13 protein-coding genes are annotated in these 11,899 nt (G+C 64.3%); 4 read left to right on the top strand and 9 right to left on the bottom strand.

The window, feature by feature from the left end:
- The first annotated feature begins 48 nt into the window (after positions 1–48).
- Together LOY33_RS19515 and pdxH are read left to right on the top strand one after the other, a co-directional pair.
- The gene (locus LOY33_RS19515) at positions 49–1,026 is read left to right on the top strand and encodes an OmpA family protein (RefSeq protein ID WP_054914729.1); all 978 of its coding nucleotides are present in this window, start codon (positions 49–51) and stop codon (positions 1,024–1,026) included.
- A gap of 18 nt (positions 1,027–1,044) precedes the next feature.
- On the top strand, positions 1,045–1,692 hold the full coding sequence (gene pdxH, locus LOY33_RS19510; RefSeq protein WP_043862620.1) for a pyridoxamine 5'-phosphate oxidase: 648 nt from the start codon (positions 1,045–1,047) through the stop codon (positions 1,690–1,692).
- On the opposite strand, the gene LOY33_RS19505 is transcribed toward pdxH, so the two are convergent.
- Positions 1,689–1,925, bottom strand: coding sequence for a hypothetical protein (locus LOY33_RS19505; protein WP_043862619.1), 237 nt, complete (start codon positions 1,923–1,925; stop codon positions 1,689–1,691). The two genes, pdxH and LOY33_RS19505, sit on opposite strands and share 4 nt — an antisense overlap.
- 147 nt (positions 1,926–2,072) lie before the next feature.
- Between LOY33_RS19505 and LOY33_RS19500 the strand changes: the two genes are divergently transcribed.
- Positions 2,073–2,537 carry a glycine zipper 2TM domain-containing protein gene (locus LOY33_RS19500; RefSeq protein ID WP_043862618.1) on the top strand — a complete coding sequence of 155 codons (465 nt, stop codon included), beginning with the start codon at positions 2,073–2,075 and terminating at the stop codon, positions 2,535–2,537.
- A 91-nt stretch (positions 2,538–2,628) separates the two neighbouring features.
- On the opposite strand, the gene nhaA is transcribed toward LOY33_RS19500, so the two are convergent.
- The 4 genes from nhaA to LOY33_RS19480 all read right to left on the bottom strand — a co-directional run bounded on the left by nhaA (position 2,629) and on the right by LOY33_RS19480 (position 7,049).
- On the bottom strand, positions 2,629–3,810 hold the full coding sequence (gene nhaA, locus LOY33_RS19495) for a Na+/H+ antiporter NhaA (protein WP_258659764.1): 1,182 nt from the start codon (positions 3,808–3,810) through the stop codon (positions 2,629–2,631).
- A gap of 169 nt (positions 3,811–3,979) precedes the next feature.
- Positions 3,980–5,599, bottom strand: coding sequence for an NAD(P)/FAD-dependent oxidoreductase (locus LOY33_RS19490; protein ID WP_043862616.1), 1,620 nt, complete (start codon positions 5,597–5,599; stop codon positions 3,980–3,982).
- Between the two features lie 105 nt (positions 5,600–5,704).
- The gene (locus tag LOY33_RS19485; RefSeq protein WP_043862615.1) at positions 5,705–6,379 is read right to left on the bottom strand and encodes a COG3650 family protein; all 675 of its coding nucleotides are present in this window, start codon (positions 6,377–6,379) and stop codon (positions 5,705–5,707) included.
- Between the two features lie 70 nt (positions 6,380–6,449).
- The gene (locus LOY33_RS19480) at positions 6,450–7,049 is read right to left on the bottom strand and encodes a short chain dehydrogenase (protein WP_043862614.1); all 600 of its coding nucleotides are present in this window, start codon (positions 7,047–7,049) and stop codon (positions 6,450–6,452) included.
- Positions 7,050–7,152: 103 nt separating this feature from the next.
- Between LOY33_RS19480 and LOY33_RS19475 the strand changes: the two genes are divergently transcribed.
- Complete coding sequence (locus LOY33_RS19475) at positions 7,153–8,103, top strand: LysR family transcriptional regulator (RefSeq protein ID WP_043862613.1); 951 nt, start codon at positions 7,153–7,155, stop codon at positions 8,101–8,103.
- 33 nt (positions 8,104–8,136) lie between these two features.
- Here the strand turns inward: LOY33_RS19475 and LOY33_RS19470 are convergent, their stop codons facing one another.
- From LOY33_RS19470 to livH, 4 genes are read right to left on the bottom strand one after another with little or no spacing between them, the layout of a single operon-like run.
- Positions 8,137–8,838 carry an ABC transporter ATP-binding protein gene (locus tag LOY33_RS19470; RefSeq protein ID WP_043862612.1) on the bottom strand — a complete coding sequence of 234 codons (702 nt, stop codon included), beginning with the start codon at positions 8,836–8,838 and terminating at the stop codon, positions 8,137–8,139.
- Positions 8,839–9,606 (bottom strand): high-affinity branched-chain amino acid ABC transporter ATP-binding protein LivG, encoded by a 768-nt coding sequence (livG, locus tag LOY33_RS19465; protein WP_054914726.1) that lies wholly within the window; start codon positions 9,604–9,606, stop codon positions 8,839–8,841. It lies immediately after the preceding gene.
- Complete coding sequence (locus tag LOY33_RS19460; protein ID WP_043862610.1) at positions 9,603–10,859, bottom strand: high-affinity branched-chain amino acid ABC transporter permease LivM; 1,257 nt, start codon at positions 10,857–10,859, stop codon at positions 9,603–9,605. The genes livG and LOY33_RS19460 overlap by 4 nt, the downstream gene beginning before the upstream one ends.
- Entirely contained in the window at positions 10,856–11,779 is a 924-nt protein-coding gene (gene livH / locus LOY33_RS19455; protein WP_043862609.1) for a high-affinity branched-chain amino acid ABC transporter permease LivH, read from the bottom strand. Before livH ends, LOY33_RS19460 begins: the two co-directional genes overlap by 4 nt.
- Positions 11,780–11,899 lie beyond the last annotated feature (120 nt).

Here is an 11,899-nt window from a genome sequence, read left to right as displayed (position 1 = left end):
GCCTGCGCTGTCGGGTCAAATTTCTTTCATTTTCATGGTGTATCGCTGATGTCTTCACATAAAACCTTAGCTCTCGCCCTGTGCCTGGCCGTGACCGGTTGCGCACAGCACCCTCAGAACGGCTCGGCCGATGGCGGCCATGGCTGGTGGCCCTTCGGCTCCGACAAGGTGGCCGAAAAGGACGTGAAGGATGTGGTCACCGAGAAGGTTGCACAGGCTGACGCCAAGTCCGAAAGCAGCAGCCGCTGGTGGTGGCCGTTCGGAAACAGCGACAAGGCCCAGAGCCAGGCCCAGGCGGTACCCAAGATCGACGTCAAGGCCACCCAGGCCTGGCTCGACGACTACGAGCCCAAGCTGCGCGAAGCGATCAAGGACAGCAAGTTCGAGCTCGAGCGCCGCGAAGACGTGCTGGTGGTGACCGTACCGGTCGACTCTTCGTACAACCCTGACCGCCCCGCCATGCTGTTGCCGGCCACCCTCGGCCCGATCACGCGCGTGGCCAAGGTGATCGAGACCGACTCCAAGACCGCCGTGCTGGTACTCGGCCATGCTGACAGCAGCGGCGCAGCTGCTGCCAACCAGAAGCTGAGCCAGGAGCGCGCCCAGTCGGTATCGGCGATTTTCCGCCTCAGCGGCCTGCAGCGTGATCGCCTGATGCTGCGTGGCATGGGGTCGGTGGCGCCGCGCGCCGCCAACGACAGTGTGCAGGGCCGCGCCTTGAACCGCCGCGTCGAGCTGCTGTTGACGCCACAGAACACCATGCTGGCGCTGGTGGCCAAGTACCAGCAGCCGACCCCTAGCCCGGCCGAACTGGTTGCCGTGCAGGACGTCAAGGCACCGGTCAAGGCCGCTGCCAAGCCCGCCACCAAACCAGCGGCGAAAGCCACTGCGAAAAAAGCCCCGGCCGCCAAGCCGGTGGCCAAGAAGAAGCCGGCTGCAGCCGCTGCCAAGCCGGCCGCCAAGAAAGCCGCCCCGGCCGCGAAGAAAGTCGTTGCCAGCAGCACCAGCCCTGCGAAGACCAACTGATCGTCAAGGAAACGCAGCATGACCCAGACCCTGGCCGATATGCGCCGCGACTACACTCGCGACGGCCTGACCGAAACCCAGGCGCCGGCAGAGCCGTTCGCGTTGTTTCACCAATGGTTCGAGGATGCCGTCAAGACCGAGCAGCCGCCCGTCGAAGCCAACGCCATGACGTTGGCAACGGTGGACGGCGAGGGGCGTCCGCATTGCCGTATCCTGCTGCTCAAGGGGCTGGATGAGCAGGGCTTCACCTTCTTCACCAACTACGAAAGTGCCAAGGGCCATCACCTGCGCGCCAACCCGTTCGCCGCCATGACCTTCTTCTGGCCCACCCTGGAACGCCAGGTGCGCATCGAAGGCAAGGTGGTGAAGGTCACGGCGCAGGAATCCGATGCGTATTACCAGGTACGCCCGCTGGGTAGCCGCCTGGGCGCCTGGGCATCGCCGCAGAGCCGGGTGATCGCCAACCGTGAAGAGCTGCAGGATCTGGTCAAGGCCACCGAGCAGCGCTTCAGCGATACCCAGCCGCACTGCCCCGAGCACTGGGGTGGCTACCGCCTGCTGCCGGAACGCATCGAGTTCTGGCAGGGCCGCCCGAGCCGCCTGCATGATCGTCTCAACTACCGGCTCAAACAGGGCCTGTGGCTGCGCGAGCGCCTGGCCCCTTAACCGGCGCGGTATTCGGCGGCCGCGCGTTCCAGCCAGGCCGCCAATTCCTTGCGTTTGACCTTTTGCGCCCTGGCGCTGTCCAGACGTTGTAGCATGAAGACGCGTTTGTGCTCGTCGTCCCCGGCCAGCGACAGGGCCAGGTCGCGGTCCATCCAGCGCTTGATGCGTACATACAGCCACCCGTGAAAATACAGACCCGCCAGGGTGGTTACGGCGATGATGAAGTAATCCATGTCTATCCTTGCCTGTTGAGTGTTGGGGTCATGGCGGGGATCAAGTGCCTGTACCGACGCTGAATGGAAGCAATTTTATACACCGTGTGTCGTGACAGTGGTCAACGCGCGGAGTCTAATGACTACCTGTCTTCTGGAGATGATCCTATGCGTAAATCAGTTTTGTTGGTGGCGTCGTTCACCACGATGTCGCTGCTGCTTGGCGGCTGTACCTCCAACCTGACCGGCGATTCCTATTCCCGCGATGAAGCCCGTCGCGTGCAACAAGTGCGCATGGGTACCATCGAGTCGCTGCGTCCGGTCAAGATCGAAGGCACCAAGACCCCGATCGGCGGCGGCGCCGGTGCCATCGTGGGTGGCGTGGCCGGCAGCGCGGTAGGCGGCGGTCGTGGCAGTATCGTCGCGGCAGTCATCGGTGCGGTAGCCGGCGGCCTGGCAGGTTCTGCAGCCGAGGAAGGCCTGACCCGCACCCAGGGTGTGGAAATCACCGTGCGTGAAGACGATGGCAGCATGCGCGCCTATGTCCAGCAGGTTCAGCAGAACGAAATCTTCCGGGTGGGCGAGCGCGTTCGCATCATGACCGTGGATGGCACCAGCCGGGTTTCTCACTGAACCTTGTCCTGCAGCCCTCTGGCTATGAGGGCGTGCAAACAAAACCCCGACTCGGCACCGCCGGTCGGGGTTTTTCATTGCCGGTTCGGCATCAACTGCCGACGGCCTTGCGGCTGGCCATGGCGGTTACCGCGTAGCCGATCACCGCTGCCAGGATGGAACCGGTGAGAATGCCCATGCGGTCCATGCCGGCGTACTCGCTGCTGCCCGGCACGAAGGCCAGCGAGCCGACGAACAGGCTCATGGTGAAGCCGATGCCGCACAGGATCGCCACCCCCAGCACCTGGCCCCAGTTGGCGCCACTGGGCAGGGCGGCCAGGCCCAGCTTGATCGCCAGCCACGTCAGGCCGAACACCCCGACGGTCTTGCCCAGCAGCAGGCCGACCGCGATGCCCATCGGCACATGGTGGGTAAAGCTCTCGGCGGTGACGCCGGCCAGCGACACGCCGGCATTGGCGAAGGCGAACAGAGGCAGGATACCGAACGCCACCCAGGGGTGAAGGGCGTGCTCCAGCGCCAGCAGGGGCGACGGCTCGGCGTTGCGAGTGCGCAGCGGGATGGTCAGCGCCAGGGTGACACCGGCCAGCGTGGCATGCACGCCGCTCTTGAGTACGCACACCCACAGGATCAACCCGATCACCATGTACGGCCCCAGCTTGACCACCCCCATCCGGTTCATCGCCACCAGCGCTACCAGGCAGGTGGCGGCCAGCATCAGCGACAGGGTGGACAGGGCGCCGGAGTAGAACAGGGCGATGACGATGATCGCGCCCAGGTCGTCGATGATCGCCAGGGTCATCAGGAACAGCTTGAGCGACACCGGTACACGCTTGCCGAGCAGGGCCAGCACGCCGAGGGCGAAGGCGATATCGGTGGCGGTGGGGATCGCCCAGCCGGCCACGGCGGCGGGGTTGTCCTTGTTGAGGAAGTAGTAGATCAGTGCCGGTACCACCATGCCGCCGATGGCGGCTGCGCCGGGCAGCACGATTTGCGAGGGCCTGGACAGGTGGCCGTCGATGATCTCGCGCTTGACCTCCAGGCCGATGAGCAGAAAGAACAGTGCCATCAGGCCGTCGTTGATCCACAGCAGCAGGGGCTTGGCGATTTGCAGCGCGCCCACCTGGGCCACCACGGGCACGTCGAGCAGGCCGTTGTAGAGGTAGGAGAGGGGGGAGTTGTTGATGATCAGCGCAAGGGCAGCCGCGGCAATCAGCAGCAGGCCGCTGGCTGATTCGAGCTGGAAGAAACGCGTGAATGTGCTGCGTAGAGGCAAGGGTGCTCCTCCATCCTGAAATTCGAAGAGGAACACCCTACCCTGTGGGGATATGCTTTAGAACAAAAACTATATTCTTTTTTGTTATATGCTATTGCGGCTTTTCCGCCAGCAAGGCCAACCCCTGCAGGGGCCGATCTTGCCGGCGAAACGGCGCGCAAGCCCTACCTCACGCTTCCAGGTCCAGCCCCAGCATGCTGCGCGCCACCGCCTCGGCCACACGAATTCCGTCCACGCCCGCCGACAGAATCCCGCCTGCATAACCAGCCCCCTCACCGGCGGGGAACAGCCCCTTCAGGTTCAGGCTCTGCAAGCTGGCATCGCGGGTGATGCGCAGCGGCGAGGAGGTACGCGTCTCGATGCCGGTCAACACCGCATCGGGCAGGTTGTAACCCTTGATCTGGCGGTCGAACGCCGGCAGTGCCTCACGGATCGCCTCGATGGCAAAGGCCGGCAGGCTCAGCGCCAGGTCGCCCAGGCTCACGCCCGGCTTGTACGAGGGTTCCACGCTGCCCAGGGCGGTGGATGGCTTGCCGGCGACAAAGTCGCCCACCAGTTGCGCCGGTGCCTGGTAGTTGCTGCCACCCAGCTCATAGGCCAGGCTCTCCAGACGTTCCTGCAGTTCGATGCCGGCCAGCGGGCCGCCCGGGTAGTCCTGCTCGGGGGTGATGCCGACCACGATGCCAGAGTTGGCATTGCGCTCGTTGCGCGAGTACTGGCTCATGCCGTTGGTCACCACGCGGCCCGGTTCGCTGGTGGCAGCTACCACGGTGCCGCCCGGGCACATGCAGAAGCTGTACACCGAACGTCCGTTCTTGGCGTGGTACACCAGCTTGTAGTCGGCCGCGCCGAGTTTCGGGTGGCCGGCATACTTGCCCAGGCGGGCCTTGTCGATCAGGGTCTGCGGGTGCTCGATGCGAAAGCCGATGGAGAACGGCTTGGCTTCCATGAACACGCCCCGCGCATGCAGCATGCGGAAGGTGTCGCGGGCGCTGTGCCCCAGGGCCAGGATCACGTGGCGCGAATGCAGCTGTTCACCACTTTCGAGTACCACGCCGGTCAGTTGCTCGCCCTCGCTGATCAGGTCGGTGACCTTCTGCTCGAAACGCACCTCGCCGCCCATGGCTTCGATTTGCTGGCGCATGTTCTCGACCATGCCGGTCAGGCGGAAGGTACCGATGTGCGGCTTGTTGACGTACAGGATCTCGTCCGGCGCACCGGCCTTGACGAACTCGTGCAGCACCTTGCGGCCGTGATGCTTCGGGTCCTTGATCTGGCTGTACAGCTTGCCGTCGGAGAAGGTGCCGGCACCGCCTTCGCCAAACTGCACGTTGGACTCGGGGTTGAGCACGCTCTTGCGCCACAGGCCCCAGGTGTCCTTGGTGCGTTGGCGCACCTCCTTGCCGCGTTCGAGGATGATCGGCTTGAAGCCCATCTGTGCCAGCAGCAGGCCGGCGAAGATCCCGCACGGGCCGAAGCCGACCACGATCGGGCGTTCGGCAAGCTCGGCCGGCGCCTGGCCGACCGGCTTGTAGCTGACGTCCGGGGCCGGGGTGATGTTGTGATCGTCGGCGAACTTCTGCAGCAGCTCAGCTTCGTTGCTGGCTGTCAGGTCGATGGTGTAGATGAACAGCAGTTCGGTGTTCTTCTTGCGCGCATCGTAGCTGCGCTTGAACAGCGTGAAGTCCAGCAGCTGGTCGTCGCTGATCCCCAGGCGCTGCACGATGGCTTCGCGCAGGGCTTCGTCCGGGTGATCCAGCGGCAACTTCAGTTCAGTGATTCGTAGCATGACAGGGTCCAGTATCCCGGCCATCAAAGGGCCGGCGGCTTTGCACAAACCGCCAAGTATAAGCTGTTCGCAGGCGCTTAAGGCAGCTTAAACGCGTGCGGCCGGTCAGTCGTTGCGCGAGCCGCCGTAGTAGCCGCAGCCACGCAGGGTCTGGCCATCGATGCGCAGTTCGGCGCTCAGGTGGCTGACCGCGCCGGTGGCGATGTCCACGCAGCGCTGCGGGGCGACCCACAGGTCGATGCGCTGGCCGTTGGCTTCGGTGCTCAGTGACAGGCGCCCGTCGGGCATCTGTTCTTCCAGGTACGGCACCGCCAACGAGGGCTGGCCTGGGCGGTCGAGCACCATGCCCTGGCCGCTGGCCTTGATGTTCCAGTCCGGCTCATGGCCGCTGGCGCGCAGGATCAGGCGCTTGAAGTTCGGGTCGCTGCAGGCGCTGGAGGAGTGCTCGACGCGGTACAGCTGTTGCACGTCGAGCTGGCCATCGTTGCCGGCCTGCTGGCTGCCGGCCAGCTTGCCGCGCACGTCGGCGAACAGGGTGCCGGGGGTTGCCGCCAGTGCCGAAGCTTCCTGCAGCAGGCCGGTGTTGCCGGTGTCGCGGACCACGAAGCGGCGGCTCTCCTCGCACGGCTTGAACAGCAACTGGCCGCCAGCGGCGGACAGCTCGCCCTGCAGGCGAGTCATGCCGACGGTGGACACCGTCTCGGGTTTGTCTGCCAGCATCTGGCAACCGGCGAACAGGGGCAGCAGGGCGGCTAACAGCAGCGAAGGGGCGGCACGCATCGGGGGGCTCCAGCATCGGGTCCAGAAAAGTGCCGTCACGTTACGCAGCCTGGGGCGCAATCACAAGGCCCTAGCCCACGTGATAGGTCTGCCCGGTCTGCAGCCCCTCCACGCTCTTGGCGTAGGCCAGCGCCACGTCGGCCGCCGGTACCGGCTTGAAGCCGCGAAAGTAGGGGGCATAGTCGGGCATGGCCTCGAGCAGCACGGTCGGACTGATGGCGTTGACCCGCAGCCCGCGTGGCAGCTCGATGGCGGCGGCGCGCACGAAGGCGTCGATGGCACCGTTGACCAGGCTGGCCGAGGTGCCGGTACGGATCGGGTCGTGGCTGGTGACGCCGGTGGTGAAGGTGAACGAGCCGCCGTCATTGATGAACTCGCGACCGATCAGCAGCAGGTTGACCTGGCCCATCAGCTTGTCGTTCAGGCCCAGGGCAAACCCCTGTTCGTCCAGTTCGTCCAGGGGCGCGAACACCACGTTGCCGGCGGCGCACACCAGGGCATCGAAGCGCCCGGTCTGCTCGAACAGGCGGCGAATCGAGGCACTGTCGCTGATATCGGCCTGCAGGTCGCCGCTGTTGCGACCGACCCGGATCACCTCGTGGCGCTGTTCCAGTTCACGGGCCACGGCCGAACCGATGGTACCGCCGGCGCCGATCAGAATGATTTTCATGGGGCTGTTCCTCGCGTGTGGGGTGAGGTTTCAGTCTAGGGTGGATTTTTGCGTGAATAAGCCTGCTAATAGGCAACCTTTGGTTTTCATGCGGAAACAATCCATGAGCGAGCTGGACGATCTGGCGGCCTTTGCGGTGTTGATGGATGCGGGCAGTTTTACCCTGGCCGCGGAGCAGCTGGGCTGGAGCAAGGGGCAGTTGTCCAAGCGCATCAGCCAGCTGGAGAGCAGCCATTCGGTCAAGCTGCTGCACCGCACCACGCGGCGCCTGAGCCTGACCGCCGCGGGCGCAGCGCTGCTGCCCCAGGCCCAGGCGCTGGTGCGCCAGGTGACCCAGGCGCGCCAGGCGCTGTCGCGGCTCAAGGATGACCTGTCGGGCCCGGTGCGGGTGACGGTGCCGGTGTCGCTGGGTGAAACCTTCTTCGAAGGCCTGCTGCTGGAGCTGGGCAACCAGTACCCGCAGTTGCAGATCGAACTGGAACTGGACAATGCCTACCGCGACCTGCTGCGCGACGGCTTCGACCTGGCCATCCGACAGATCCCGGGCAATGACGAGCGCCTGGTGGCGCGGCCGCTGCTGGCCATGCAGGAGCTGACCTGCGCCAGCCCGGCGTACCTGGAGCGCCACGGCACGCCGACCACGCCGCAGGCGCTGGCCGAGCATCGCTGCCTGCTCAACAGTCATTACAGCGGACGCGAGGAATGGCTGTACCACCAGCAGCATGAATTGCTGCGGGTGCAGGTGGCGGGGAATTTTGCCAGCAATCACTACAGCCTGTTGAAGAAGGCGGTGCTGGTGGGGGCGGGGGTGGCGCGGCTGCCGTCCTACATGTTGCATGCCGAGCTGGCGGACGGGCGCTTGTGCTGGTTGCTGCGCGATTACCAGACACGCAGTACGCCGTTGTTCCTGGTGCACCCGTATCAGGGCGGGATGCCCAAACGCGTGCAGGTGGTGGCCGATTACCTGGTGCGCTGGTTCAAGCGTGGCAGCCAGGCGCTGGGTGCGTTGCCGGTACCGGCCCCTTCACCGACAACGCCGGCTCCTGCACTGTAGGAGCCGGCGTTGCCGGCGAAGGGGCCGTCTGGTTCAGCCCCCCAGGTACGCGTCGCGTACTTTCGGGTCGGTCAGCAGCGCTTCACCGGTGCCCTGCATCACCACCCGGCCGTTCTCCAGCACATAGGCACGGTCGGCGATCTTCAGGGCCTGGTTGGCGTTCTGCTCCACCAGGAACACCGTTACACCATCCTTGCGCAGCTGTTCGATGATGTCGAAGATCTGCTGGATGATGATCGGCGCCAGCCCCAGTGAGGGTTCGTCGAGCAGCAACAGCTTGGGCTTGCTCATCAGCGCACGGCCGATGGCGAGCATCTGCTGCTCGCCCCCGGACATGGTGCCGCCACGCTGGCTGAAGCGCTCCTTGAGCCGCGGGAACAGGTGCAGCACCTTGTCCATCTGCTCTTGGTAGTCGCCCTTGTCGGTGAAGAACCCGCCCATGGCCAGGTTCTCCTCCACGGTCAGGCGTGCGAACACGCGCCGACCCTCGGGCACCACGGCAATGCTCTTGCGCATTATCTGCGCCGAACTTTGCCCCACCAGCTCCTCGCCCATGTAGCGGATGCTGCCGCTGTGGGCCTGGGGCGACCCGCACAGGGTCATCAGCAGGGTCGACTTGCCTGCGCCGTTGGCGCCGATCAGGGTGACGATCTCGCCCTGGCGAATCTCCACGTTGACGCTGTGCAGCGCCTGGATCTTGCCGTAGAAGGTGGAAACGTTTTCGAACTGCAGCATTTACGCTTCCCCCAGGTAGGCTTTGATCACTTCGGGGTTGTCCCGGATCTGTTGCGGGGTGCCATCGGCCAGCGGCGTGCCCTGGTTGATCACCACGATATGGTCGGAAATGCTCATGACCAGCTTCATGTCGTGCTCGATCAGCAGCACGGTCACCCCGTGTTCCTCACGCAAGGTGCCGATCAGCGCCTTGAGGTCTTCGGTCTCTTTCGGGTTCAGGCCTGCCGCCGGCTCGTCGAGCATGAGGATCCGCGGGCGGGTCATCATGCAGCGGGCGATTTCCAACCGGCGTTGCTGACCATAGGCCAGGGTGCCGGCGTTACGGTTGGCGAACTCGACCAGGTCGACCTTTTCCAGCCAGTACTGCGCGTACTCCATCGCCTCGTGCTCGCTGCGACGAAAGCCCGGGGTCTTGAACAGGCCGGCGAAGAAGTTGGTGTTCAGGTGACGGTGCTGGGCGATCAGCAGGTTTTCCAGCGCGGTCATTTCCTTGAACAGGCGCACGTTCTGGAAGGTACGCACCACGCCCTTGCGGGCGATCTCGTGGCCGGCCAGGCCCTGGATGGGCTGGCCGTCGAGCAGGATGCTGCCGCCACTGGGCTTGTAGAAGCCGGTCAGGCAGTTGAACACGGTGGTCTTGCCGGCGCCGTTGGGGCCGATCAGTGCCACCACTTGTTTTTCCTTGACGGACAGGGCCACGCCGTTGACCGCCAACAGGCCGCCGAAGCGCATGCTCAGGCCGCTCACTTGCAGAATTTCGCGGCTCATCGACGCAGCTCCATGTGTGGACGTTGCATAGGCAGCAGGCCCTGCGGACGCCAGATCATCATCAATACCATCAGTGCACCGAACATCAGCATCCGGTATTCACTGAAGTCGCGCATCAGTTCGGGCAGCAGGATCATCACGATGGCCGCGAGGATCACGCCCAGCTGAGAGCCCATGCCGCCGAGCACGACAATGGCGAGGATGATCGCCGACTCGATGAAGGTGAACGACTCCGGCGTCACCAGGCCCTGGCGCGCGGCGAAGAAGCTGCCGGCAAAACCGGCGAAGCAGGCACCGAGGGTGAAGGCCGAGAGCTTGATGATGGTCGGGTTCAGGCCCAGCGCACGGCAGGCGATCTCGTCTTCGCGCAGTGCTTCCCAGGCGCGCCCGATCGGCATGCGCAGCAGGCGGTTGATCACGAACAACGCGAGCAGGGCCAGCAGCAGTGCCACCAGGTACAGGAAGATCACCTTGTTGATCGAGTTGTATTCCACCCCGAAGAACTCGTGGAAGGTCTGCATGCCTTCAGCCGCCCTGCGCTCGAAGCTCAGGCCGAAGAACGACGGCTTGGGAATGTTGCTGATGCCGTTCGGGCCGCCGGTGAGGTCGGTCAGGTTACGCAGGAACAGCCGGATGATCTCGCCGAAACCCAGGGTCACGATGGCCAGGTAGTCACCGCGCAGGCGCAGCACCGGGAAGCCCAGCAGGAAGCCGAACGTGGCCGCCATCATCCCCGCGATGGGCAGGCACACCCAGAAGCTCAGGCCGAAGTAGTGCGACAGCAGCGCATAGCTGTAGGCGCCCACGGCGTAGAAGCCCACGTAGCCCAGGTCGAGCAGGCCCGCCAGGCCGACCACGATGTTCAGGCCAAGGCCCAGCATCACGTAGATCAGGATGAGCGTGGCGATGTCGACCGCACCGCGCGAACCGAAGAACGGCCACACCAGGGCAACCGCGATCAGGCCCAGGATGATGTAGCGCTGGGTACGCGGCAGGGTCAGGAAGTTGCTGACCTTGGGCGATATCAGTGCACCCCGGGGGGCGGACCGCATCATCGCGCTCCATTGCTTGTCGAACAGCACGCGCAGGAACATCAGCACCGAGCACACCACAATCACGCTAAGGGCCAGGGGCCCCTGGCCATGCACCTGCAGGCTGATACCGACGATGCTGAGTTTCAGGCCCAGTACCGGGAATGCCACGGCCCAGACCAGCAAGGCGCTGAAAAACGCCGATTTGAGATTTCTGCTCATACTTTCTCGACCTCCGGACGGCCCAGGATGCCGGTCGGACGGAACAACAACACCAGAACCAGAAGACCGAATGCCACCACGTCCTTGTACTGGTCACCGAAGATATCGGCGCCAAAGGCCTCGGCCACGCCCAGCACCAGCCCGCCGAGCATGGCGCCCGGAATGCTGCCGATGCCGCCCAGCACCGCCGCGGTAAAGGCCTTCAGGCCCACCAGGAAGCCGGCGTTGGGGTTGATCACGCCGTACTGCATGCTCAGCAGTACCGCTGCCACGGCCGCCAGGGCCGCACCGATCACGAAGGTCAGGGCGATGATGTTGTTGGTGTTGATACCCAGCAGGTTGGCCATCTTGATGTCTTCGGCACAGGCGCGACAGGCGCGGCCCAGGCGTGAACGCGAGATGAACAGGGTCAGCCCGGTCATGGCCACCAGGGTGACGACGAAGACCAGGATCTGCATGTAGGAAATCAGGACTTCCTCGGCGCCGCCCGGCCCGAAGGAGATGCTCCCCGGAATCAGGTTGGGGATCGACTTGTCCTTGGAATCCTGGGCAAGCAAGACAGTGTTCTGCAGGAAAATCGACATGCCGATGGCAGAGATCAGCGGGATCAGCCGGTTGCTGTTGCGCAAGGGGCGGTAGGCGACCCGTTCGATGCTGTAGCCATAGGCGCTGGTGACCACGATGGTCGCGATGAACGCGGCGGTCATCAGTATCGGCAGTGAGTCGATGCCCATCATGGCCAGCCCGGCAAGGGCGATGAAGGCCACGTAGGAACCGATCATGTACACCTCGCCGTGGGCGAAGTTGATCATTCCAATGATGCCGTAAACCATTGTGTAGCCAATGGCTATCAAGGCATAGGTGCTGCCAATGGTCAGGCCATTAACCAGCTGTTGGAAGAAGTGATAGATCTCAGGCATTACAGCGCTCCTAAAAACCCGATACGCATTTCACTGGTGGGCTTGCGCCCGTCCCGGCTTGTGGTCTGAGGCCACTTCGCACGGGCACTGCCAGCGAACCGCTGGTGACGGTTTTAAGAT

Source organism: Pseudomonas sp. B21-036 (assembly GCF_024748925.1).
In the GTDB taxonomy this organism is placed as follows: Bacteria; Pseudomonadota; Gammaproteobacteria; order Pseudomonadales; family Pseudomonadaceae; genus Aquipseudomonas; species Aquipseudomonas palmensis.
This window is presented reverse-complemented; position numbering and strand designations above follow the sequence as displayed.

Coding starts and splice junctions, on each gene's coding strand:
- LOY33_RS19485 (WP_043862615.1), bottom strand. CDS start 6,379: ATGCGTGCCGCCCCTTCGCTGCTGTTAGCCGCCCTGCTGCCCCTGTTC.
- pdxH (WP_043862620.1), top strand. CDS start 1,045: ATGACCCAGACCCTGGCCGATATGCGCCGCGACTACACTCGCGACGGC.
- LOY33_RS19470 (WP_043862612.1), bottom strand. CDS start 8,838: ATGCTGCAGTTCGAAAACGTTTCCACCTTCTACGGCAAGATCCAGGCG.
- LOY33_RS19460 (WP_043862610.1), bottom strand. CDS start 10,859: ATGAGCAGAAATCTCAAATCGGCGTTTTTCAGCGCCTTGCTGGTCTGG.
- livG (WP_054914726.1), bottom strand. CDS start 9,606: ATGAGCCGCGAAATTCTGCAAGTGAGCGGCCTGAGCATGCGCTTCGGC.
- LOY33_RS19475 (WP_043862613.1), top strand. CDS start 7,153: ATGAGCGAGCTGGACGATCTGGCGGCCTTTGCGGTGTTGATGGATGCG.
- livH (WP_043862609.1), bottom strand. CDS start 11,779: ATGCCTGAGATCTATCACTTCTTCCAACAGCTGGTTAATGGCCTGACC.
- LOY33_RS19480 (WP_043862614.1), bottom strand. CDS start 7,049: ATGAAAATCATTCTGATCGGCGCCGGCGGTACCATCGGTTCGGCCGTG.
- LOY33_RS19500 (WP_043862618.1), top strand. CDS start 2,073: ATGCGTAAATCAGTTTTGTTGGTGGCGTCGTTCACCACGATGTCGCTG.
- LOY33_RS19515 (WP_054914729.1), top strand. CDS start 49: ATGTCTTCACATAAAACCTTAGCTCTCGCCCTGTGCCTGGCCGTGACC.
- LOY33_RS19505 (WP_043862619.1), bottom strand. CDS start 1,925: ATGGATTACTTCATCATCGCCGTAACCACCCTGGCGGGTCTGTATTTT.
- LOY33_RS19490 (WP_043862616.1), bottom strand. CDS start 5,599: ATGCTACGAATCACTGAACTGAAGTTGCCGCTGGATCACCCGGACGAA.